This is a genomic window from Pseudomonas sp. MWU12-2345 (assembly GCF_023242385.1).
In the GTDB taxonomy this organism is placed as follows: Bacteria; Pseudomonadota; Gammaproteobacteria; order Pseudomonadales; family Pseudomonadaceae; genus Aquipseudomonas; species Aquipseudomonas gingeri_D.
In genome coordinates, this window is the sequence record NZ_JALLJA010000022.1 from 26,600 (window position 1) to 47,000 (window position 20,401).

Annotated in this window: 19 protein-coding genes; 9 read left to right on the plus strand and 10 right to left on the minus strand. The window is 60.9% G+C overall.

The window, feature by feature from the left end; all coding sequences use genetic code 11:
- Positions 1–172: 172 nt before the first annotated feature.
- From M5C71_RS29480 to M5C71_RS29515, 8 genes are all read right to left on the minus strand, one after another.
- A complete protein-coding gene (locus M5C71_RS29480; RefSeq protein WP_017125347.1) occupies positions 173–388 on the minus strand; it encodes a TOBE domain-containing protein in 216 nt (71 codons plus the stop codon).
- Positions 389–429: 41 nt separating this feature from the next.
- Positions 430–1,236: an aliphatic sulfonates ABC transporter ATP-binding protein gene (ssuB, locus tag M5C71_RS29485; protein WP_100942595.1), complete on the minus strand. Its 807-nt coding sequence runs from the start codon at positions 1,234–1,236 to the stop codon at positions 430–432.
- Complete coding sequence (gene ssuC / locus M5C71_RS29490; RefSeq protein WP_248769383.1) at positions 1,233–2,024, minus strand: aliphatic sulfonate ABC transporter permease SsuC; 792 nt, start codon at positions 2,022–2,024, stop codon at positions 1,233–1,235. The genes ssuB and ssuC overlap by 4 nt, the downstream gene beginning before the upstream one ends.
- 8 nt (positions 2,025–2,032) lie before the next feature.
- Entirely contained in the window at positions 2,033–3,181 is a 1,149-nt protein-coding gene (ssuD, locus tag M5C71_RS29495; protein ID WP_248769384.1) for an FMNH2-dependent alkanesulfonate monooxygenase, read from the minus strand.
- 25 nt (positions 3,182–3,206) lie between these two features.
- A complete protein-coding gene (locus M5C71_RS29500; protein WP_103498915.1) occupies positions 3,207–4,172 on the minus strand; it encodes a sulfonate ABC transporter substrate-binding protein in 966 nt (321 codons plus the stop codon).
- 93 nt (positions 4,173–4,265) lie between these two features.
- The gene (gene ssuE, locus M5C71_RS29505) at positions 4,266–4,859 is read right to left on the minus strand and encodes an NADPH-dependent FMN reductase (protein WP_248769385.1); all 594 of its coding nucleotides are present in this window, start codon (positions 4,857–4,859) and stop codon (positions 4,266–4,268) included.
- Between the two features lie 211 nt (positions 4,860–5,070).
- The gene (locus M5C71_RS29510) at positions 5,071–5,709 is read right to left on the minus strand and encodes a peroxiredoxin (protein ID WP_103498913.1); all 639 of its coding nucleotides are present in this window, start codon (positions 5,707–5,709) and stop codon (positions 5,071–5,073) included.
- A gap of 317 nt (positions 5,710–6,026) precedes the next feature.
- Positions 6,027–7,457 (minus strand): OprD family porin, encoded by a 1,431-nt coding sequence (locus M5C71_RS29515; RefSeq protein ID WP_248769386.1) that lies wholly within the window; start codon positions 7,455–7,457, stop codon positions 6,027–6,029.
- 705 nt (positions 7,458–8,162) lie between these two features.
- Here M5C71_RS29515 and tauA point away from each other — a divergent pair.
- Genes tauA through tauD form a run of 4 tightly spaced genes read left to right on the plus strand, consistent with a single transcriptional unit; the run spans position 8,163 to position 11,674 of the window.
- Positions 8,163–9,140, plus strand: coding sequence for a taurine ABC transporter substrate-binding protein (gene tauA, locus M5C71_RS29520; RefSeq protein WP_248769387.1), 978 nt, complete (start codon positions 8,163–8,165; stop codon positions 9,138–9,140).
- A gap of 21 nt (positions 9,141–9,161) precedes the next feature.
- On the plus strand, positions 9,162–9,956 hold the full coding sequence (gene tauB, locus M5C71_RS29525) for a taurine ABC transporter ATP-binding subunit (RefSeq protein WP_152741677.1): 795 nt from the start codon (positions 9,162–9,164) through the stop codon (positions 9,954–9,956).
- Positions 9,953–10,783 carry a taurine ABC transporter permease TauC gene (tauC, locus tag M5C71_RS29530; RefSeq protein WP_248769388.1) on the plus strand — a complete coding sequence of 277 codons (831 nt, stop codon included), beginning with the start codon at positions 9,953–9,955 and terminating at the stop codon, positions 10,781–10,783. Before tauB ends, tauC begins: the two co-directional genes overlap by 4 nt.
- Before the next feature lie 57 nt (positions 10,784–10,840).
- The gene (gene tauD, locus M5C71_RS29535; protein ID WP_248769389.1) at positions 10,841–11,674 is read left to right on the plus strand and encodes a taurine dioxygenase; all 834 of its coding nucleotides are present in this window, start codon (positions 10,841–10,843) and stop codon (positions 11,672–11,674) included.
- Between the two features lie 176 nt (positions 11,675–11,850).
- On the opposite strand, the gene M5C71_RS29540 is transcribed toward tauD, so the two are convergent.
- Together M5C71_RS29540 and M5C71_RS29545 are read right to left on the minus strand one after the other, a co-directional pair.
- On the minus strand, positions 11,851–12,489 hold the full coding sequence (locus M5C71_RS29540) for a TetR/AcrR family transcriptional regulator (protein WP_103495448.1): 639 nt from the start codon (positions 12,487–12,489) through the stop codon (positions 11,851–11,853).
- A gap of 140 nt (positions 12,490–12,629) precedes the next feature.
- The gene (locus M5C71_RS29545) at positions 12,630–14,006 is read right to left on the minus strand and encodes a glutamine synthetase family protein (RefSeq protein ID WP_103495447.1); all 1,377 of its coding nucleotides are present in this window, start codon (positions 14,004–14,006) and stop codon (positions 12,630–12,632) included.
- Positions 14,007–14,284: 278 nt separating this feature from the next.
- On the opposite strand from M5C71_RS29545, the gene M5C71_RS29550 reads away from it, so the two are divergent.
- The 5 genes from M5C71_RS29550 to M5C71_RS29570 all read left to right on the plus strand — a co-directional run bounded on the left by M5C71_RS29550 (position 14,285) and on the right by M5C71_RS29570 (position 20,330).
- Complete coding sequence (locus M5C71_RS29550) at positions 14,285–15,061, plus strand: gamma-glutamyl-gamma-aminobutyrate hydrolase family protein (RefSeq protein ID WP_248745444.1); 777 nt, start codon at positions 14,285–14,287, stop codon at positions 15,059–15,061.
- 39 nt (positions 15,062–15,100) lie between these two features.
- On the plus strand, positions 15,101–16,459 hold the full coding sequence (locus M5C71_RS29555) for a glutamine synthetase family protein (RefSeq protein WP_103495445.1): 1,359 nt from the start codon (positions 15,101–15,103) through the stop codon (positions 16,457–16,459).
- A 54-nt stretch (positions 16,460–16,513) separates the two neighbouring features.
- Positions 16,514–17,878 carry an aspartate aminotransferase family protein gene (locus M5C71_RS29560; protein WP_100942580.1) on the plus strand — a complete coding sequence of 455 codons (1,365 nt, stop codon included), beginning with the start codon at positions 16,514–16,516 and terminating at the stop codon, positions 17,876–17,878.
- Positions 17,879–18,054: 176 nt separating this feature from the next.
- On the plus strand, positions 18,055–19,164 hold the full coding sequence (locus tag M5C71_RS29565; RefSeq protein WP_248769390.1) for a polyamine ABC transporter substrate-binding protein: 1,110 nt from the start codon (positions 18,055–18,057) through the stop codon (positions 19,162–19,164).
- Positions 19,165–19,235: 71 nt separating this feature from the next.
- Complete coding sequence (locus tag M5C71_RS29570; RefSeq protein WP_103495442.1) at positions 19,236–20,330, plus strand: polyamine ABC transporter substrate-binding protein; 1,095 nt, start codon at positions 19,236–19,238, stop codon at positions 20,328–20,330.
- Positions 20,331–20,401 lie beyond the last annotated feature (71 nt).

Consider the following 20,401-nt stretch of genomic DNA (forward strand, 5'->3'; position numbering starts at 1 on the left):
CACCCTTGGCGGACCACTCAACCCCGTACGCAGCGATTCAGTTCACTGGCCGTTGGGGTAAAAAAAACCGGCCCTGCGCCGGTTTTTTCGATCAAGGGACGGCATCTGTCCCTCTCGCCAAAAAAGAAAATCCCGAAGGGCCAAGCCCTTCGGGGCTATAGGTATCCATCGCTTACAGCTTGGCGATGGACACCTCGGTGGATTTCACAAAGGCAATCACTTCACTGCCGATCTGCAGTTCCAGCTCTTTCACCGAACGGGTGGTGATCACCGAGGTGACGATCCCCGAAGCGGTCTGTACGTCGATTTCCGAGAGCACGTCGCCGGTGACGATTTCCTTGATGGTGCCCTTGAACTGGTTGCGAACGTTGATGGCTTTGATGGTCATGGCATTGATTCCTGTCGTGGATTGAGTAGGCAAGGCATGGGTCACAGCGCCCAACGCAACTGCGTGGGCAAGGGCGATACAGGTTCCGGCTCGGGCGGTACGCCCGGCAGCGACAACACCCGGTTCAACACTTCGGTCTCCAGCGCCGCCAGGCGATGGGAGCCACGCGCCCGTGGACGCGGCAGTTCGACGTGCAAGTCCAGGCCGACCTGGCCGTCTTCGATCAGGATCACCCGATCGGCAATGGCCACGGCTTCACTGACGTCGTGGGTCACCAGCAACACGGTAAAACCATGCTGCTGCCAGAGACGTTCGATCAGCTGCTGCATTTCGATCCGGGTCAGGGCATCCAGGGCCCCCAGCGGCTCGTCCAGCAACAGCAGACGCGGTTTGTGGATCAGGGCGCGGGCCAGGGCCACGCGCTGCTTCTGGCCGCCGGACAGGGCCGCCGGCCATTCATGGGCGCGGTCCGCCAGGCCGACGGCTTCCAGCGCTTCCAGCGCCTGCGGTCGCCAGTTGCCCTTGAGACCCAGGCCGACGTTGTCGATCACCTTTTTCCAGGGCAGCAAACGCGCTTCTTGGAACATCAGCCGGGTATCTTCGCGGGCCTCGCTCAGCGCGGCGGAACCGGCCAGCAATTCACCACCGCTAGGTTGGTCGAGACCGGCCAGCAGGCGCAGCAGGGTGCTTTTACCGCACCCGCTGCGACCGACCACGGCGACGAATTGCCCGGCCGGGATATGCAGGTCGATCTCCCGCAGCACCTGGCGTTGGCCGAAAGTCTTTTGCAGGTTGCGCACCGCCAGCGGAATACCCCGCAGCAGGCGTGGAGGTTGTTGAGCCGTCATTGCACACCGCCCTTGCTCACTTGATAGGCCGGATGCCAGCGCAGCCAGACCCGCTCCAGGCCGCGGGCCGCGAGGTCCGCCAGTTTGCCGAGGACGGCGTAGAGAACGATGGCCAGCACCACCACGTCGGTCTGCAGGAACTCCCGGGCATTCATCGCCAGGTAGCCGATGCCGGAACTGGCGGAAATGGTTTCCGCGACGATCAGCGTCAGCCACATGAATCCGAGGGCAAAGCGCACACCCACCAGGATCGAGGGCAGGGCGCCTGGCAGGATCACCTGGCGAAACAGGCTGAAACCGGACAGGCCGTAGCTGCGAGCCATTTCCACCAGCGCCGGGTCGACGTTGCGGATGCCGTGATAAGTGTTGAGGTAGATCGGGAACAGGGTGCCCAGGGCCACCAGGAAAATCTTCGCCGACTCGTCGATGCCGAACCACAGGATCACCAGCGGGATCAGCGCCAGGTGCGGCACGTTGCGGATCATCTGTACCGAACTGTCGAGCAGGCGTTCACCCCATTTCGACAGGCCGGTGATAAAGCCCAGGGCCAGGCCGATGCCGCCGCCGATGGCAAAGCCGATACCGGCGCGCCAGCCACTGATGGCCAAGTGTTTCCAGAGATCGCCGCTCTTCACCAGGGCGATGCCGGCTTCGACCACGGCGCTCGGCGCGGGCAGGATCCGGGTCGACAGCCAACCGGCCGACACCGACAGTTGCCACACCGCCAGCAACAGCACCGGCAGGGCCCAGGGCGCGAGTTTGTGGGTAAGTCTGGTCAAGGTCGTCATGGCCGGCCTCAGCTCTGGGACACGGCTTTGGGCAGGATGTCGTTGGCGACCATCTCACCGAAGGGGCTGACGTAACCGGCGCTTTTCGGCAGTTCCGGACGTTCGATATCCAGGTGCGGGAACAGCAGTTCGGCGACTCGGTATGACTCTTCCAGGTGGGGGTAACCGGAGAAGATAAAGGTGTCGATACCCAGATCGGCGTATTCCTTGACCCGCGCGGCCACGGTCGGGCCGTCGCCCACCAGCGCCGTGCCGGCACCGCCACGGACCAGACCGACACCGGCCCAGAGGTTGGGGCTGACTTCCAGGTTGTCGCGGCTGCCGCCGTGCAGGGCGGCCATGCGTTGCTGGCCGACGGAATCGAAGCGTGCCAGGGATTTCTGCGCGCGGGCGATGGTCTCGTCGTCCAGATGGGAGATCAGTTTGTCCGCCGCTTGCCAGGCCTCGGCATTGGTTTCACGGACAATCACATGCAGGCGAATGCCGAAGCGCACAGTACGACCGAGCTTGGCGGCCTTGGCCCGCACCTGCTCGATTTTCTCGGCAACGGCGGTAGGCGGTTCGCCCCAGGTCAGGACCATTTCCACCTGTTCGGCGGCGAGATCCTGGGCGGCTTCCGACGAGCCGCCGAAGTACAGCGGCGGACGCGGTTGCTGGATCGGCGGATAGAGCAGCTTGGCGCCTTTGACGCTGATGTGCTGGCCGTCATAGTCGACGGTTTCGCCTTCCAGCACACGACGCCAGATACGGGTGAATTCCACCGAGGCCTGGTAGCGCTCTTCGTGGCTGAGGAACAGGCCGTCGCCGGCCAGTTCGTCCGGGTCGCCGCCGGTCACCAGGTTGAACAGCGCCCGCCCGCCGGACAGCCGGTCGAGGGTTGCGGCCTGGCGCGCCGCCACTGTCGGGGAGATGATTCCGGGGCGCAGGGCGACCAGGAATTTCAGGCGCTGGGTCACCGGGATCAGCGAAGCGGCCACCAGCCAGGAGTCCTCGCAGGAACGTCCGGTGGGGATCAGCACGCCACCGAAACCGAGACGGTCGGCAGCCTGGGCCACCTGCTGCAGGTAACCGTGGTCAACGGCGCGAGCGCCTTCGGCGGTGCCAAGGTAATGGCCGTCGCCGTGGGTAGGCAGGAACCAGAAAATATTGAGGCTCATGGAGTGGTCTCCTAAGGAATACGGTTCAAAGTGCTTTGGCAACGGCCGCCGGCGGGGTCCAGATCACGTCCTTGATGCTCAGCGGTTTGGGAATCAATTTGAGCTGGTAGAAGCTGTCGGCGATTTTCTGTTGCGCCGCGATCACTTCCGGGGTGAGGAACTGCGCGCCATAGCCCTGGCGTTTCACCGAGATCCGGGTGATGTCGGCGGGCAAGCCGAGCAGCGGTGCCACCTGGGTGGTGACTTCCTCGGGATTGGCCTTGGACCAGTCGCCTACTGCGCGGACTTCTTCCACCAGGGCCTTGATCACCTCGGGATGTTTTTCGGCATAGGGGCGGGTTGCGAGGTAGAACTGGTTGTTGTCCACCAGGCCGGTACCGTCACGCAGGGTGCGGGCCTTGAGCTGTTGCTCGGCGGCGGCCTGGTAGGGGTCCCAGATGACCCAGGCGTCGACGCTGCCACGCTCGAAGGCGGCGCGGGCATCGGCCGGCGCGAGGAACACGGTCTGGATATCGCTGTATTTCAGGCCGGCGTCTTCGAGGGCGCGGACCAGCAGGTAATGGACGTTGGAGCCTTTGTTGAGGACCACCTTCTTGCCCTTGAGCTCTTGCACCGATTTGATCGGCGAGTCCTTGGGCACCAGGATTGCTTCACTGGTGGGCGCCGGTGGTTCGGAGGCGACGTAGAGCAGGTCGGCACCGGCGGCCTGGGCGAAGACCGGCGGTGTTTCGCCGGTCACGCCGAAGTCGATGGAACCGACGTTCAGCCCTTCGAGCAGTTGCGGGCCGCCGGGGAACTCGGTCCATTGCACTTGCACGCCCTGGGCCGCGAGGCGTTTTTCCAGGGTGCCCTTGGCCTTGAGCAGCACCAGGGTGCCGTATTTCTGATAACCGATCCGAAGTGTCTCGGCTTGAGCTTGAGTAATGGCGCCGAAGGTGACAGCCGCAGCAAACAGAGCGACCAGACCGCGACGCAAAATGACAGTGCGCATGGCGCTCTCCTTTTTGCGGTGAGGGTTTTGGCTGCACCTGCTTGCCCGTTGGCGGGCGAGTAAGGCCAGTACATCGATGTCGGGTAAAGCGGTTCAGATGCTCCAGCGAGCCGTGAGCAGGCGTTCGTTGAGCAGTGTCGGGTCCAGGGGCTTGGGACGTCGCGCCAGGGCGCTGTGGAACTGTTCCAGGGCCTCGTTCAGGCGTTGTGCCAGGGCCGGTGCCAGCTGCGCCAGGGCGCTGCCTTCGCCATAGGCGATCTGGTTGTCTTCGGCGAAGATGCCGTGGAGCATTTCCTGGGCCTTGAGCGCCGACAGCACCGGCTTGAGGGCGTAATCCACCGCGAGCATATGGGCGATGCTGCCGCCGGTGGCCATGGGCAGCACCACTTTGTGGCTCAGGGCGCGTTCGGGCAGCAGGTCGAGCACGGTTTTCAGGGCGCCGGAGAATGAGGCCTTGTACACCGGTGTGGCGATGACCAGGCCGTCGGCCTGTTCGATCTGTTGCAGCAGGTCGATGATCTGCGGGCTGCCGAAGCGTGCGTGCAGCAGGTCTTCGGCCGGGAAGTCGCGGACCTGGTAACTCACCACTTCCACGCCTTGTTCGATCAACCAGCGCCTGGCCTGGTCCAGCAGTACCCCGGAGCGTGATCGCTGGCTGGGGCTTCCTCCAAGTGTGACGACCAGCATGTGGCTAATTCCTTAAGCGTTTGTCGGCGATTCGCGGGCTGCGATCTCACCGGGATGGACAGACCATATCAGCTGATTTATATATCTATAAATCTCATTTTTTCATTTGTTTATTCTTTAAATGAATATGCGGATGGCTTTCTTCCAGGCAAAAAAACAGGCCGTCGAAACGGCCTGAAACCCCTGCATCGTGAGTCGGTAAAAATCGGTTTCAGCGGTTGGGCTGTGGTGTCAGGCGCAGGTACGGCTTCACCGCGCGGTAGCCTTTGGGGAAGCGTTTCTTGATTTCGTCTTCGTCCTTGAGCGATGGCACGATCACCACCTCGTCACCGTCCTGCCAGTTGGCCGGGGTGGCCACCTTGTAGTTATCGGTGAGCTGCAAGGAGTCGATCACCCGCAGGATCTCGTGGAAATTGCGCCCGGTGCTGGCCGGGTAGGTGATGGTCAGCCGCACCTTCTTGTTCGGATCGATCACGAACAGCGAGCGTACGGTGAGGGTGTCGTTGGCATTCGGGTGGATCAGGTCGTAGAGATCGGACACCTTGCGGTCGGCATCGGCCAGGATCGGGAAGTTGACCACGGTGTGCTGGGTCTCGTTGATGTCCTCGATCCACTTGTGGTGCGAATCCACCGGGTCCACCGACAGGGCGATGGCCTTGACGCCGCGCCGGGCGAATTCGTCCTTGAGCTTGGCGGTAAAGCCAAGTTCCGTGGTGCACACCGGGGTGAAGTCCGCCGGGTGGGAGAACAGCACGCCCCAGCTGTCGCCGAGCCACTCGTGGAAACGAATCGTGCCGGCGCTGGAATCCTGTTCGAAGTCGGGGGCGATGTCGCCGAGTCTTAGGCTCATGGTGCTGCTCCTGGTGAGTGCGTGATGAGCCTACTGTGCCTGCTGCAGGGTTTATTTAAAAAGAATAAATATCGATTTATCTAGATCGAAATTGAATATTAAAAACTTCTTCATTGGACGCCGGACGGGCGCAGGAGCAACCTTGTCCACAGCTTGTGAGAGGGCTAAGGGGATGTAACTCAGTGGGGTGCCGGGCGCCGTGATGTCGAAGGTTGGCGTTCGAGTCGAAGCTGAGAGGTAGTGTTAAGCGGTACGTGAAGCACTCAGCCCGGCATTGCGCCGGGCTGAGTGTGGATCTCGACTTTAAACGATCACGCTTACAGCAGCGGGATCGAGTAGCTGACGATCAGGCGGTTTTCGTCTTGTTCGCGTTGGCCGATGATGTCGTTACGCCACATGGCGTTTTTCCAGGCAACACCGAGGTTCTTGAAAGTACCTTCCGGTACCACGTAGGCAACGGTGATATCGCGTTCCCACTCGGAGCGGCCAGTGCCCAGTGCGGCGGGAGCGACTTGGCTCGTGTATTCTTTAGCCACGGTGTCGACGTTGTTGCCGCGCAGGTAGATGATACCTGCGGTCAGGCCTGGGACACCGACCTTGGCGAAGTCATAGGCGTAGCGCGCCTGCCACGTACGTTCGCCGGCGTGGGCGAATTTCTGGATCTGCATGTCGGTGATAGTGCTGTTCGACGAGCCGTCACCCTGGTTCAACCATGGGAAGTCGCTTTCACCATTGCTGTACTGATAGCCAGCACCGAAGGTGTGACCGGCAATCGAGTACAGTGCCAGGTAGCTGTACAGGTTGTTGTCGACCTTACCCTTGGCGCGAGCGCTGAGGGGGGTGTTGTCAGGGTAGTAGCCAGAGGTGAAGTAGGTAGAAGTGTTGCCGTTGGCACCGTCGTCGCGGCTACGGTAGTAGCGCAGGTCGCTTTTCAGCACGCCAGGACCGATAGCCCAGTTGTGCACCAGACCCAGGAAGTTCTGCGAGTAGAAATCTTTCAGCTCGCCATAGTAGTACGAAGCGACCAGATCCTTGGTGACCTTGTAGTCGGCACCTGCGTACTGGAACTTGTTGCTGAACTTGCCAGTAGTCCCCTGGGAGAAGTTGGAACTGCCGTTGGCACCGGCGATCGACAGGTCGTCATCGTTGCTCGAGTTACGGCCCTTGGCCTTCTCGACTTGGCCGAGGGTCAGGGTCAGGTCCTTGATCTCGTTTGAAGTGATCTGGCCACCGGTGAAGGTTTGTGGCAGCAGACGACCGTCGTTGTACTTGATCACCGGGTTGTTCGGCAGCAGGGTACCGATCTTCAGTTCGGTCTGCGAAACGCGGACTTTACCGGTCAGGCCCAGGCTGCTGACGTCATTGACCGACTTGGCGTTTTTGCCGCCGGTGGCTTCGGCTGGGAACAGCGTGCTACCAGAGGAAGTTGTGGTCGCGCCGTTGGAACCGCCACCGGTGTCCAGCCGGATACCTGTCAGGGCGATAACATCAAGGCCGAAACCCACGGTGCCTTGGGTGTAACCAGAGTTGAAGCGCAGATCGAAACCTTGGCCCCATTCCGAGTTCAGGCTCTGACCGGCTTTGCCAGCATCACGGTCGCGGTTATCGGTGTTGATGTAGAAGTTACGCAGACCCAGGGTCGACGTAGCGCCTTCGATAAAACCTTTGGCATCCGCTTGCCCATCGGCATATGCGTGTTGCGCCAAAACGCCTACGGCCACTGCTAGGGCCAAGGTGGACTTCTTCATGGTACAGCTCCTCTCATTTCTAATTTTTGTGTGTCCTGGCCTGGGATCTAGCGTCCCTTTGTAGCCACAGATGCGCGATTAGCACCAGATCGTGACTGGCAAGTCAATCGTAACAAACCACGTCTAGACTTTGGTCTAACTCGCTGTGAATTTGGTCCCTGCAGGGTAATGAAACTCTTCATAAACCCAAAAAGAACTATTTCGTCCTTTTTAATACGATTCAGGAATAAATCGCCTGGGAATTCACCCTGGTCTGAAGCTTTTGTCGGCCTCCAGACTTATTTCTGAAAAGTATTTGTAGCAGCTTTTTTCGAGCAATCCGTATTTGAGAGCGGTTCTCAGGGACAGGAAAGTTCACAAAAGCGACGCAATCATGGCTAAACGCTGCCACTCCCGTCAATTTATTACAGCATTTGGCTGATTAAGCCGGACCGCTGACATGTTGCTGTGCCAAGAACCATAGAAGAAAAAACGCGGAACGCACCTTCATTCGTCGGGTTTAGTTATTTTGCGGATTTTCCGCTGAGCGTCTGATGGTACGGCGTCCCGCAGACACGAGCCGGCGCTGCAAGCGCCGGCCGCCGGCTGTCGCGTGTCATATTTTGACTCATAAGCTAATGCAAATAAGTTATTTATTTTAAGATTCTTAGATCATTTAGTCTCTCTACATGCCGATTCCCGGTCGCCTGTCGAGGAACTTGTCCCATGAAACTCCCTGCTCCGCTCCGCCTTCTGGCGGCCTTGTCCCTGGCCGGGGCCAGTTGGTTTGCCCAGGCTGCCGATGTGACCGTGGCCTACCAGACCACCGTCGATCCGGCGAAAGTCGCCCAGGCTGATGGCGCTTATGAAAAAGCCACGCATGCAAAGATCGACTGGCGCAAATTCGATAACGGCGCCGATATCATCGCCGCCATCGCTTCGGGCGATGTGCAGATCGGCTACCTCGGCTCGAGCCCGCTGACCGCGGCCATCACCCGCAAGGTGCCGGTGGAAACCTTCCTGATCGCCACCCAGATCGGCGGTGCCGAAGCCCTGGTGGCCCGTGACGGCTCCGGGATCAAATCGCCCCAGGACCTGATCGGCAAGAAAGTCGCCGTGCCTTTTGTTTCCACCGGGCACTACAGCCTGCTGGCCGCGCTGAAGCACTGGAACATCGACCCTTCGAAAGTACAGATTCTCAACCTCGCGCCACCGGCCATCATCGCCGCCTGGAAACGCGGTGATATCGACGCCACCTACGTCTGGGACCCGGCCCTGGGCGTGGCCAAGGAAAACGGCAAGGTGCTGATCACGTCTGGCGAGCTGGCCAAGTTCGGTGCGCCGACCTTCGATGCCTGGATCGTGCGCAAGGACTTCGCCGAGAAGCACCCGGAGATCGTCACGGCCTTCGCCAAGGTCACTCTGGATGCCTACGCCCAGTACCGCAAGGACCCGCAAGCCTGGCTGGCGACCCAGGGCAATGTCGACAAGCTGGTGAAGCTCTCTGGCGCCAAGGCGTCTGATATTCCCCTGCTGCTGCAAGGCAACGTCTACCCGTTGGCGGCTGACCAGGTCACCGTTCTCGGCAAGCCGACCGCCCAGGCCATCACCGACACCGCCGCGTTCCTGAAAGAACAGGGCAAGGTCGATGCGGTGCTGCCGGACTACGCCCCTTATGTCAGCGCCAAGTTCATCACCAACTGATTCCGCCGAGGAGCCGCCGTCATGGCCTTGTTACAGCTGGAGCGCATCAGCGCACAGTACCCCGGCGCGGCCGAGCCGGTGCTGGCGGACATCTCCCTCAGCCTCGGCCCCCGGCAACTGCTGGTGGCCCTCGGGCCTTCGGGGAGTGGCAAGACCTCGCTGTTGAACCTGATCGCCGGCTTCGTCGAGCCGAGCGCCGGGCGCATCACCCTCGACGGCGTGCCTGTCAAAGGCCCGAGTGCCGAGCGTGGCGTGGTGTTCCAGGATGACGCGCTATTGCCCTGGCAGGATGTACTGGCCAATGTCGGCTTCGGTCTGGAGCTGGCGGGTGTGCCCCGGCCGCAACGTGAAAGCCGCGCCCGGGAGATGCTCGCCCTGGTGGACCTGGCCGGTTTCGACAAGCGTCGGATCTGGCAATTGTCCGGTGGTCAGAAACAGCGTGTCGGCCTGGCCCGTGCCCTGGCGGCGGACCCTCGGGTGCTGCTGATGGACGAGCCCTTCGGCGCCCTCGATGCCTTTACCCGCGAGCAGATGCAGGAGCTGTTGCTGCAGGTCTGGCGCCGCACCGCCAAGCCGGTGTTCCTGATTACCCACGATATAGAAGAGGCGGTTTTTCTCGCCACCGACCTGATTCTGCTGGCGCCGAATCCGGGGCAGATCGTCGAACGCCTGAGCCTGGATTTCGGCCAACGCTACAGCGCCGGTGAGTCGGCCCGGGCGATCAAGTCCGACCCGCGTTTTATCGAAACCCGCGAGCACGTGCTGGCCCGTGTGTTCTCCCAACGCAGCGCCGCCCAGCGGCAGGAGTTCGTATGAGCAGCTATGAATTGCCGGTGGCGCTGGCGGGCAAACCGAAAGTCATACCGGTTCGCCGCAGCCTGAGTACGCGCTGGATCAGCGTGCTGACCCTGTTGACCTTGGTCCTGCTCTGGTGGGCGGTGACCGCCGCGGGCCTTATCGAACCATTGTTTCTACCGCCACCTGGAGCTGTGCTGGAAAAAGGCTGGTTGCTGGCAACCAAGGGCTACATGGACTCGACCCTCTGGCAGCACCTGGGCGCGAGCCTTGGGCGTATCGGCCTGGGCCTCGGTTTTGCGGTGTTGACCGCGATTCCCGTGGGCATCGCCATCGGCCACAACCGCATCGCCCGGGGTATTTTCGACCCGCTGATCGAGTTCTACCGGCCCATTCCACCGTTGGCCTATCTGCCCCTGATCGTGATCTGGTGCGGGATCGGTGAGCTGTCGAAAGTGCTGCTGATCTACCTGGCGATTTTCGCCCCGATCGCCATCTCCACGGCCACCGGCGTACGGACTGTCGATCCGGCCAAGCTGCGGGCCGCGCAATCCCTGGGGGCCACCCGTGCCCAGCTGATTCGCCATGTGATCCTGCCCAGCGCCTTGCCGGACATTCTCACCGGTGTGCGTATCGGCCTCGGTGTCGGCTGGTCGACCCTGGTGGCCGCCGAACTGATCGCCGCCACCAGCGGCCTGGGCTTTATGGTGCAGTCGGCGGCACAGTTCCTGGTGACCGATGTGGTGGTGCTGGGGATCCTGGTGATCGCCTTCATCGCCTTTGCCATGGAGATGGGCCTGCGCGCCCTGCAGCGCAAGCTGGTGCCGTGGCACGGCCTGGCTCACTGACAGACCGCAAGGTATTGACCACGCCGACAGCCCGGCGCGTATTTGAAGAGAACGATCATGAGCCTGACCATTACTCCCCTGAGCGCCGCCCTGGGCGCGCAGATCGACGGCGTGACCTTGAGCCGGCCGTTGAGCGTCGAGCACCGCGATGCCATCCAGCAGGCCCTGCTCAAGTATCAGGTGCTGTTCTTCCGTAACCAGCCGTTGAACCCGGTGCAGCAGGCGACCTTTGCGGCGTATTTCGGCGACCTGCATATTCATCCGATCTACCCGAACGTGCCGGAGCAGCCCGAAGTGCTGATCCTCGACACGGCGGTGACCGACGTGCGCGACAACGCGGTCTGGCACACCGACGTGACCTTCCTGCCGACCCCGGCGTTGGGCGCGGTGCTCAGCGCCAAGCAGCTGCCAGCGTTTGGTGGCGACACCCTGTGGGCCAGTGGCATCGCGGCGTTTGAAGCCTTGTCGGCGCCGTTGCGGCAGTTGCTGGACGGGCTGACGGCGACGCACAACTTCATCAAGTCGTTTCCTGTCGAGCGTTTCGGCAATACGCCCGAGGACCTGGCGCGCTGGGAGGAGACCCGCAGGAAGAACCCGCCGCTGTCGCATCCGGTGATCCGCACGCACCCGGTGAGCGGACGCAAGGCGTTGTTCGTCAACGAGGGTTTCACCACCCGGATCAACGAGCTGGAGGAGGCCGAGAGCGAGGCGATTCTCAAGTTGCTGTTCGCCCATGCGACGCGCCCGGAGTTCACCATTCGTTGGCGCTGGCAGGAGCATGACGTGGCATTCTGGGACAACCGCGTGACCCAGCATTACGCGGTGGACGATTACCGGCCGAATCGGCGGGTGATGCATCGGGCGACCATTCTGGGTGATGCGCCGTTCTGAGTGCTTGTATGAGTGAGGCCAGGCTCAAGGGCCTCTTCGCGGCGGTGCGGCGTCCCGACAAGCCCTGCTCCTACAGGTTTGTGTCGTGCACAAAATCCGTGATCGACACCGTACTGTAGGAGCAGGGCTTGCCCGCGAAGAGGCCGGATCAAGCGACGCAGGGTTCGCGACAGCCTTCAGAGCGGGCTTTCGCGCCGAGGCAGATACGGCGGCAAATACAGCCCCAGGTAGGCATCGAACACCCGCATGCCTTCCTCCGCCATGCGCGGCGTGATCTGGTCGTGCAACTGCACCGAGCGCGCATAGACCCGATCCCCCAGCTCCATCGCCAGGGCGAACACATCGACTTCCTTGGGCAGTGTCGGCAATTCGAAATGCCGGATAAACAGCTTGTGCATCAGGTCGCCGAGTTCGATGTCGTGCTGGCGGTCAGCTTGGGTCACTTCGGTCAGGCCGTGCTGCGCAAGGATCAACTGACGCGCCGCCGCATCCTCCTCGTAGATATTCAGCATCCGCTGCTCCACCAACCGTGACAGGTCGCGCCAACTGGTGAGGGCCTGGTGGTCGATGGGCGCCTGCAGGGTGGCGCGGAAGGCCGCGTGGACATCGTTGGTCAGGGCTTCGAGCAGGGCCGGGACGCTGGCGAAGAAGTGATAGACCGAGGACGGCGGGATCTCGGCCCGTTCCGCCACGCTGTAGATCGACAGACTGGCCACGCCTTCGGCGGCAAGCAAGGTGCGCGCGGCGTCGAGGATCGAGTCGATCCGGGCCTGGCTGCGTGCGCGGGGTTTGCGAGCGGTGGCGGGGCGGGTCATGGGGTTCTCCGGCAAGGGCAGCGGGCATTGTACGCGAGGACGCTTGTGTGGTGTCTGTGAGTCCGCATCGCTGGCAGGCGGGCATAAAAAAACGCCGCAGGCCCAAGGCCGGCGGCGTTCTTTTTTATTGCTTCAAGCGCTTACACGGTATGCAGGTACCAGTTGTACTCGAGGTCGGAGATGGAGTGTTCGAACTCCTCCAGCTCGCTCTCTTTACAGGCGACGAAGATATCGATGTATTTCGGATCGATATATTTGGCCATGATCTCGCTGTCATCCAACTCACGCAGGGCATCACGCAGGTTGTTCGGCAGGCTCTGCTCGTTCTGCTCGTAGCTGTTGCCTTCCACCGGAGCGCCCGGCTCGATCTTGTTGGTCAGGCCGTGGTGCACGCCTGCCAGGACCGAAGCCATCAACAGATACGGGTTGGCATCGGCACCGGCGACGCGGTGTTCGATACGTACCGCGTCGGACGAGCCGGTCGGTACGCGAATCGCCACCGTCCGGTTGTCCAGGCCCCAGCACGGCGAGTTCGGCACGTAGAACTGTGCGCCGAAACGCCGGTAGGAGTTGACGTTCGGGCAGAGGAAGGCCATCTGTGCCGGTAGGGTCTCGAGCACACCGCCGATCGCGTGACGTAGCGCGGCGTTCTGCTCGGGATCCTCACTGGCAAAGATGTTCTTGCCTTCCTTGTCGAGAATCGAGATATGGACGTGCAGTCCGTTGCCCGCCTGGCCCGGGTAAGGCTTGGCCATGAAGGTGGTGTCCATCTCATGGTCGTAGGCGATGTTCTTGATCAGGCGCTTGAGCAATACCGCGTAGTCGCAGGCCTTGATCGGATCGGCCACGTGGTGCAGGTTCACTTCGAACTGCGCCGGGGCACTTTCCTTGACGATGGCGTCGGCCGGGATGCCTTGCTCTTTCGCACCTTCCAGGATGTCCTGGAGGCAGTCGACGTATTCGTCGAGGTCGTCGATCAGGTAGACCTGTGTCGAGTGCGGGCGTTTGCCGGAGATCGGCGAGCGGGGCGGTTGCGGGCGACCGTTCACGTTCTCCTGGTCGATCAGGTAGAACTCCAGCTCGAACGCGGCGCAGATGGTCAGGCCGAGTTCGTCGAACTTGCTCACGACTTGCCGCAGGACTTCGCGAGGGTCGGCGAAGAAAGGTTCACCTTCGAGTTCGTGCATGGTCATCAGCAGCTGCGCGGTCGGGCGCTTTTGCCAAGGTTCATTGCACAGGGTGTCGGGGATCGGATAACAGATTCGGTCAGCATCACCGATATCCAGACCCAGGCCGGTGCTTTCCACCGTCGAGCCGTTGATATCCAGGGCAAATAGAGAGGCAGGCAGGTTGATGCCTTTCTCGTAAACCTTGTGGAGGCTGGTGCGTTCGATGCGCTTGCCGCGCACCACACCATTCATATCCGCAATTAGAAGGTCTACGTACAGAACCTCAGGATGATCCTTAAGGAACGCGTTCGCTTCGTTAAGCTGAACGGCACGCGGGGGTACCGACATGATGCAACACCTTTGTTGTTAAAAATATCAATCATTGATCTTTTCTGGTTTCAGTCAACCCGAACGGCATGCCGAAGTCAAGCGAGGCCTTTTTTGCCCTGAAAAAGCGCTCAGGGGGCTTTTTTGCGGCCTTTTGGGGCAATTTTTTGCACCGGACGCTCTCCGGCACCGCGGGCTTGAGCGGGCCGTGTTGTATTTTTTACGGGGGTGTTGTGTAAAAAAATGAACAAGGCTAAGCTCGATTGAAACCCATAACAGCAATAATACCGGGGTGCTACATGTCTCGCCTGCCGTTGATCGGCGTTACCGCATGCTCCAAACAGATCGGTTTGCATGCTTATCACATCAGTGGCGACAAGTATGTCCGTGCTGTCGCCGTCGCAGCCAAAGGGCTGCCGCTGATTCTTCCGGCCCTGGCCGAGCTGTTCGAGCCGTCCGATATTCTCGACGGCCTGGATGGAATCCTGTTTACCGGCTCTCCGTCCAACGTCGAACCGCATTTGTACGGCGGTCCGGCGAGCGCGCCGGGCACTGCTCATGATTCTGCACGCGACCGCACCACCCTCCCGCTGATCCGTGCCGCTGTCGCCGCGGGCATTCCCGTGCTCGGTATTTGCCGGGGCTTCCAGGAAATGAACGTGGCCTTCGGCGGCAGCCTGCATCAAAAGGTTCATGAGGTTGGAACCTTCCTGGATCATCGTGAAGACGAGTCCCAGCCACTGGACGTACAGTACGGTCCGGCCCATGCCATGCAGGTTCAACCCGGCGGCGTACTGGCGGGGCTCGGGCTGCCGACGCAATTCCAGGTCAACTCGATTCACAGTCAGGGCGTGGACCGCCTGGCACCGGGGTTGCGCGTCGAAGCCACGGCACCGGACGGCCTGATCGAGGCGGTCTCGGTGGTCGAAGGCAAGGCTTTTGCTTTAGGGGTGCAATGGCACCCGGAATGGCAGGTCACGAGCAACCCGGTCTACCTGGCGATCTTCCAGGCTTTCGGCGATGCCTGTCGAAAGCGGGTTTTACAGCGCGAAGTCGATACGTCCAGGAACGCCTGACCGATAATAGACGTCAGGAACCCCAACCCAGAGGCACTTATGAGTAACAACCTCGACCAGCTCACCGATTGGTTGAAAGACCACAAGATCACAGAAGTCGAATGCATGATTGCCGACCTCACCGGCATCACCCGGGGCAAGATCTCGCCGACCAACAAGTTCATCGCCGAAAAAGGCATGCGTCTGCCTGAGAGTGTGCTGTTGCAGACGGTGACCGGCGACTACGTCGAAGACGACATCTATTACGAACTGCTCGACCCGGCCGACATCGACATGATCTGCCGCCCCGACAGCAATGCGGTGTATGTGGTGCCCTGGGCCATTGAGCCCACCGCCCAGGTGATCCACGACACCTACGACAAGCAGGGCAACCCCATCGAGCTGTCGCCGCGCAACGTGCTCAAGAAGGTCCTGGCACTCTATGCCGAAAAGGGCTGGCAGCCGATCGTGGCGCCGGAAATGGAGTTCTACCTGACCAAGCGCAGCGACGACCCGGACTATCCGTTGCAGCCGCCGGTCGGCCGTTCCGGCCGCCCGGAAACCGGTCGCCAGTCCTTCTCCATTGAAGCGGCCAACGAATTCGACCCGTTGTTCGAAGACGTCTACGACTGGTGCGAACTGCAGGAGCTGGACCTCGACACGCTGATCCACGAGGACGGCACGGCGCAGATGGAGATCAACTTCCGGCATGGCGACGCCTTGTCCCTGGCGGACCAGATCCTGGTGTTCAAGCGCACCATGCGCGAAGCGGCGCTCAAGCACGACGTGGCGGCGACCTTCATGGCCAAACCCATGACCGGCGAGCCGGGCAGTGCCATGCACCTGCACCAGAGCATCATCGACATCGCCACCGGCAAGAACGTCTTCTCCAATGAAGACGGGAGCATGAGCGAGCTGTTCCTGCATCACATCGGCGGCCTGCAGAAGCTGATTCCCGAGCTGTTGCCGCTGTTCGCGCCGAACGTCAACTCGTTCCGCCGCTTCCTGCCGGACACCTCGGCCCCGGTGAACGTCGAATGGGGCGAAGAGAACCGCACCGTCGGCCTGCGGGTCCCGGATGCCGGCCCGCAGAACCGCCGTGTGGAAAACCGCCTGCCGGGCGCCGACGCCAACCCTTACCTGGCGATTGCGGCAAGCCTGCTGTGTGGCTACATCGGTATGGTCGAAGGCCTCAACCCGAGCGCGCCGGTGGTCGGTCGTGGTTATGAACGCCGCAACCTGCGCCTGCCGCTGACCATCGAAGACGCCCTGGAGCGGATGGAAAACAGCAAGACCATCGAGAAATACCTGGGCAAGAAATTCATCACAGGCTACGTCGCGGTCAAGCGGGCCGAGCATGAAAACTTCAAGCGCGTCATCAGTTCGTGGGAGCGGGAATTCCTGCTCTTCGCCGTCTGATGCGCCGGGCGCGGTAGATAAAGACCGCGCCCTTACTGGAACTAGGAGATCCGTATGACCAGCAACAACCCGCAAACCCGTGAGTGGCAAGCCCTCAGCAGTGATCACCACCTGGCCCCTTTCAGTGACTTCAAGCAGCTGAAAGAGAAAGGCCCGCGTATCATCACCCACGCCAAGGGCGTCTACCTCTGGGACAGCGAGGGCCATCAGATCCTCGACGGCATGGCCGGCCTCTGGTGCGTGGCCATCGGCTATGGTCGCGATGAGCTGGCCGACGCCGCCAGCAAACAGATGCGTGAGCTGCCCTATTACAACCTGTTCTTCCAGACCGCCCACCCACCGGTGCTGGAACTGGCCAAGGCCATTTCCGAGATCGCGCCGGAAGGCATGAACCACGTGTTCTTCACCGGTTCCGGCTCCGAAGGCAACGACACCATGCTGCGCATGGTCCGCCACTACTGGGCGATCAAGGGCCAGCCGAACAAGAAGGTCATCATCAGCCGCAAGAACGGTTATCACGGCTCCACCGTGGCCGGCGCGAGCCTGGGCGGCATGACCTATATGCACGAGCAGGGCGACTTGCCGATCCCGGGCATCGTCCATATCCCGCAGCCTTACTGGTTCGCCGAAGGCGGCGATATGAGCGCGGAAGAGTTCGGGGTCTGGGCCGCGAACCAACTGGAAGAGAAGATCCTCGAGCTGGGCGTGGATAATGTCGGCGCCTTTATCGCCGAGCCGATCCAGGGCGCGGGCGGTGTGATCGTGCCGCCGGACAGCTACTGGCCGCGCATCAAGGAAATCCTCGCCAAGTACGACATCCTCTTCGTCGCCGACGAAGTGATCTGTGGTTTCGGTCGCACCGGTGAGTGGTTCGGCAGCGATTTCTACGGCCTCAAGCCCGACATGATGACCATCGCCAAGGGCCTGACCTCCGGCTATATCCCCATGGGTGGCCTGATCGTGCGGGACGAAGTGGTCGCAGTGCTCAACGAAGGCGGCGATTTCAACCACGGTTTCACCTATTCCGGCCATCCGGTGGCCGCGGCCGTTGCCCTGGAAAACATCCGTATCCTGCGCGAAGAAAAAATTATCGAGCGCGTCCAGAGTGAAACGGCACCCTATTTGCAGAAACGTCTGCGGGAACTGAACGATCATCCGTTGGTGGGTGAAGTTCGCGGTGTGGGCCTGTTGGGCGCCATCGAACTGGTCAAGGACAAGGCCACCCGTGCGCGGTATGAAGGTAAGGGCGTCGGCATGATCTGCCGGCAGTTCTGCTTCGATAATGGACTGATCATGCGTGCCGTTGGCGACACCATGATCATTGCGCCGCCACTGGTGATCAGCAAAACCGAGATCGACGAGTTGGTGGCCAAGGCACGCAAGTGCCTGGATCTGACCCTGAGTGCGTTGCAGGGCTAAGTGCTAGGCTCTGAGCCGGAAGTACGGTGTAGGTGCTTTCGCTCAGAGCAATCAGAAAGGGTGGTCTTTCCTTGAAAGGCTGCCTTGGATCTTGCCAGACTACCCCCACTGTTTCGAGTTGCCCGGGAATCGGCCGCCGAACAGCGGGTTAAAAAGAACAAATTGGAGCATGACGCATGAAGGCATTAGGTAAGAACGTAGCCGGCAAGACTCTCCTCGCCCTGTCCCTGGCAGGTGCATTGGCCGGTGCCGCTCACGCGGACGACAAGGTGCTGCACGTTTACAACTGGTCCGACTACATCGCGCCGGACACCGTTGCCAACTTTGAAAAAGAGTCTGGCATCAAGGTGGTTTACGACGTCTTCGACAGTAACGAAACCCTGGAAGCCAAGTTGCTGGCCGGTAAGTCCGGTTACGATATTGTTGTGCCATCCAACAACTTCCTGGCCAAGCAGATCAAGGCCGGTGTCTACCAGGAACTGGACAAGTCGAAACTGTCCAACTACGGCAACCTGAACCAGTCGCTGCTCAAGGCCGTCTCGGTCAGCGACCCGGGCAACAAGCACGCCTTCCCGTACATGTGGGGTTCGATCGGCATCGGCTACAACCCGGAGAAGGTCAAGGCCGCGCTGGGCGTGGACAAGATCGATTCCTGGGACGCGGTGCTCAAGCCCGAGAACCTCGCCAAGCTGAAGAGCTGCGGCGTGAGCTTCCTCGATTCGCCGACCGAAATGCTGCCGGTGGCCCTGCACTACCTGGGTCTGCCGACCGACACCCAGAAGAAGGAAGATCTGAAGAAAGCCGAAGACCTGTTCCTCAAACTGCGTCCTTCGATTGCCTACTTCCACTCGTCCAAGTACATCTCTGACCTGGCCAACGGCAACATCTGTGTCGCCATCGGTTACTCGGGTGATGTCCAGCAGGCCAAGTCCCGTGCCGCCGAAGCCGGTGACAAGGTCAAAGTCGCCTACAGCATTCCGAAAGAAGGGGCTGGCAGCTTCTACGACATGGTGTCTATCCCTAAAGATGCGGAAAACACCGAAGCGGCCTACAAGTTCATGAACTACCTGCTCAAGCCGGAAGTCATGGCGGCGATCACCGACAGCGTGCGTTTCCCTAACGGTAACGACAAGGCGACCGCACTGGTTGACAAGAGCATCACCAGCGACCCGGGCATCTACCCGCCAGCGGATGTGCAGGCCAAGCTGTATGCCATCGCCGACTTGCCGGCGGCGACCCAGCGCGAAATGACCCGCAGCTGGACCAAGATCAAATCGGGTAAATAAGCCGATTTGAGACAACCTGCGGGAGTTGCGCAGCCTTTGGCAGCTCCCGCGGATTTCCAGAGGACCTCCCCTTGTCTATTTCTTTCTTTCGCAAAGCCATGCTGGCGGGCGCGTGCCTGACCTTGGCGGTCAGTGTGCAAGCAGCACCGACCGTGCATGTTTATAACTGGTCGGATTATATCGGGCAGACCACCCTGGCGGACTTCCAGAAAGCCACCGGTATTGTGCCGGTCTATGACGTCTTCGATTCCAATGAAACCCTGGAAGGCAAGTTGCTGGCCGGCCACACCGGTTATGACGTGGTGGTGCCGTCCAACCATTTCCTCGGCAAGCAGATCAAGGCGGGCGCGTTCCAGAAGCTCGACAAGGCGCAATTGCCCAACTACGCGAACCTCGACCCGGCGTTGATGAAACGCCTGGAAAAGAACGACCCGGGCAACCAGTACGCCGTGCCTTATCTGTGGGGCACCAACGGCATCGGCTACAACGTCGAGAAGGTCAAGGCGGCGCTGGGCGTCGACAAGATCGACTCCTGGGCGGTGCTGTTCGAGCCGGAGAACCTGAAGAAGCTCTCCAGCTGCGGCGTGGCGTTCCTCGACTCCGCCGATGAAATGCTTCCGGCGGTGCTCAACTACATGGGCCTGAGCCCCAACAGCACCAATGAAAAAGACTACAAGTTGGCCGAAGAGAAGCTGCTGAAGGTCCGTCCTTACGTCACCTACTTCAACTCGTCCAAGTACATTTCCGATCTGGCCAACGGCGAGATCTGCGTGGCGGCCGGGTTCTCCGGCGATATCTTCCAAGCGAAGAAGCGCGCCGAAGAAGCCAAGAAAGGCGTGAACATCGCCTATGTGATTCCCAAGGAAGGCGGCAACCTCTGGTTCGACATGCTGGCGATCCCCAGGGACGCCGGCAACGTCAAGGAGGCGCACGCCTTTATCAATTATCTGCTGCAGCCTGAAGCGATTGCCCAGGTCAGCGATTATGTCGGTTATGCCAACCCGAACCCAAAGGCTGGCGCTCTGATGGATCAGTCCGTGCGTACCGATGAAGCGGTTTACCCACCGCAGGCAGTCTTGGACAAGTTGTATGTCAATTCTGAACTACCCCCGAAAATCCAACGTTTGATGACCCGCAGCTGGACCAAGGTCAAGTCGGGCAAATAGTGCCCGTGGGTCGAACCATCCAAAGCCGGGTCACCCAGGCCCGGCGGCTAAATCTTGTTGGGAGTTTTACA

Excerpts from the sequence above, each read along its gene's own strand:
- M5C71_RS29480 (WP_017125347.1), bottom strand. The coding sequence starts at position 388 with ATGACCATCAAAGCCATCAACGTTCGCAACCAGTTCAAGGGCACCATC.
- ssuB (WP_100942595.1), bottom strand. The coding sequence starts at position 1,236 with ATGACGGCTCAACAACCTCCACGCCTGCTGCGGGGTATTCCGCTGGCG.
- ssuC (WP_248769383.1), bottom strand. The coding sequence starts at position 2,024 with ATGACGACCTTGACCAGACTTACCCACAAACTCGCGCCCTGGGCCCTG.
- ssuD (WP_248769384.1), bottom strand. The coding sequence starts at position 3,181 with ATGAGCCTCAATATTTTCTGGTTCCTGCCTACCCACGGCGACGGCCAT.
- M5C71_RS29500 (WP_103498915.1), bottom strand. The coding sequence starts at position 4,172 with ATGCGCACTGTCATTTTGCGTCGCGGTCTGGTCGCTCTGTTTGCTGCG.
- ssuE (WP_248769385.1), bottom strand. The coding sequence starts at position 4,859 with ATGCTGGTCGTCACACTTGGAGGAAGCCCCAGCCAGCGATCACGCTCC.
- M5C71_RS29510 (WP_103498913.1), bottom strand. The coding sequence starts at position 5,709 with ATGAGCCTAAGACTCGGCGACATCGCCCCCGACTTCGAACAGGATTCC.
- M5C71_RS29515 (WP_248769386.1), bottom strand. The coding sequence starts at position 7,457 with ATGAAGAAGTCCACCTTGGCCCTAGCAGTGGCCGTAGGCGTTTTGGCG.
- tauA (WP_248769387.1), top strand. The coding sequence starts at position 8,163 with ATGAAACTCCCTGCTCCGCTCCGCCTTCTGGCGGCCTTGTCCCTGGCC.
- tauB (WP_152741677.1), top strand. The coding sequence starts at position 9,162 with ATGGCCTTGTTACAGCTGGAGCGCATCAGCGCACAGTACCCCGGCGCG.
- tauC (WP_248769388.1), top strand. The coding sequence starts at position 9,953 with ATGAGCAGCTATGAATTGCCGGTGGCGCTGGCGGGCAAACCGAAAGTC.
- tauD (WP_248769389.1), top strand. The coding sequence starts at position 10,841 with ATGAGCCTGACCATTACTCCCCTGAGCGCCGCCCTGGGCGCGCAGATC.
- M5C71_RS29540 (WP_103495448.1), bottom strand. The coding sequence starts at position 12,489 with ATGACCCGCCCCGCCACCGCTCGCAAACCCCGCGCACGCAGCCAGGCC.
- M5C71_RS29545 (WP_103495447.1), bottom strand. The coding sequence starts at position 14,006 with ATGTCGGTACCCCCGCGTGCCGTTCAGCTTAACGAAGCGAACGCGTTC.
- M5C71_RS29550 (WP_248745444.1), top strand. The coding sequence starts at position 14,285 with ATGTCTCGCCTGCCGTTGATCGGCGTTACCGCATGCTCCAAACAGATC.
- M5C71_RS29555 (WP_103495445.1), top strand. The coding sequence starts at position 15,101 with ATGAGTAACAACCTCGACCAGCTCACCGATTGGTTGAAAGACCACAAG.
- M5C71_RS29560 (WP_100942580.1), top strand. The coding sequence starts at position 16,514 with ATGACCAGCAACAACCCGCAAACCCGTGAGTGGCAAGCCCTCAGCAGT.
- M5C71_RS29565 (WP_248769390.1), top strand. The coding sequence starts at position 18,055 with ATGAAGGCATTAGGTAAGAACGTAGCCGGCAAGACTCTCCTCGCCCTG.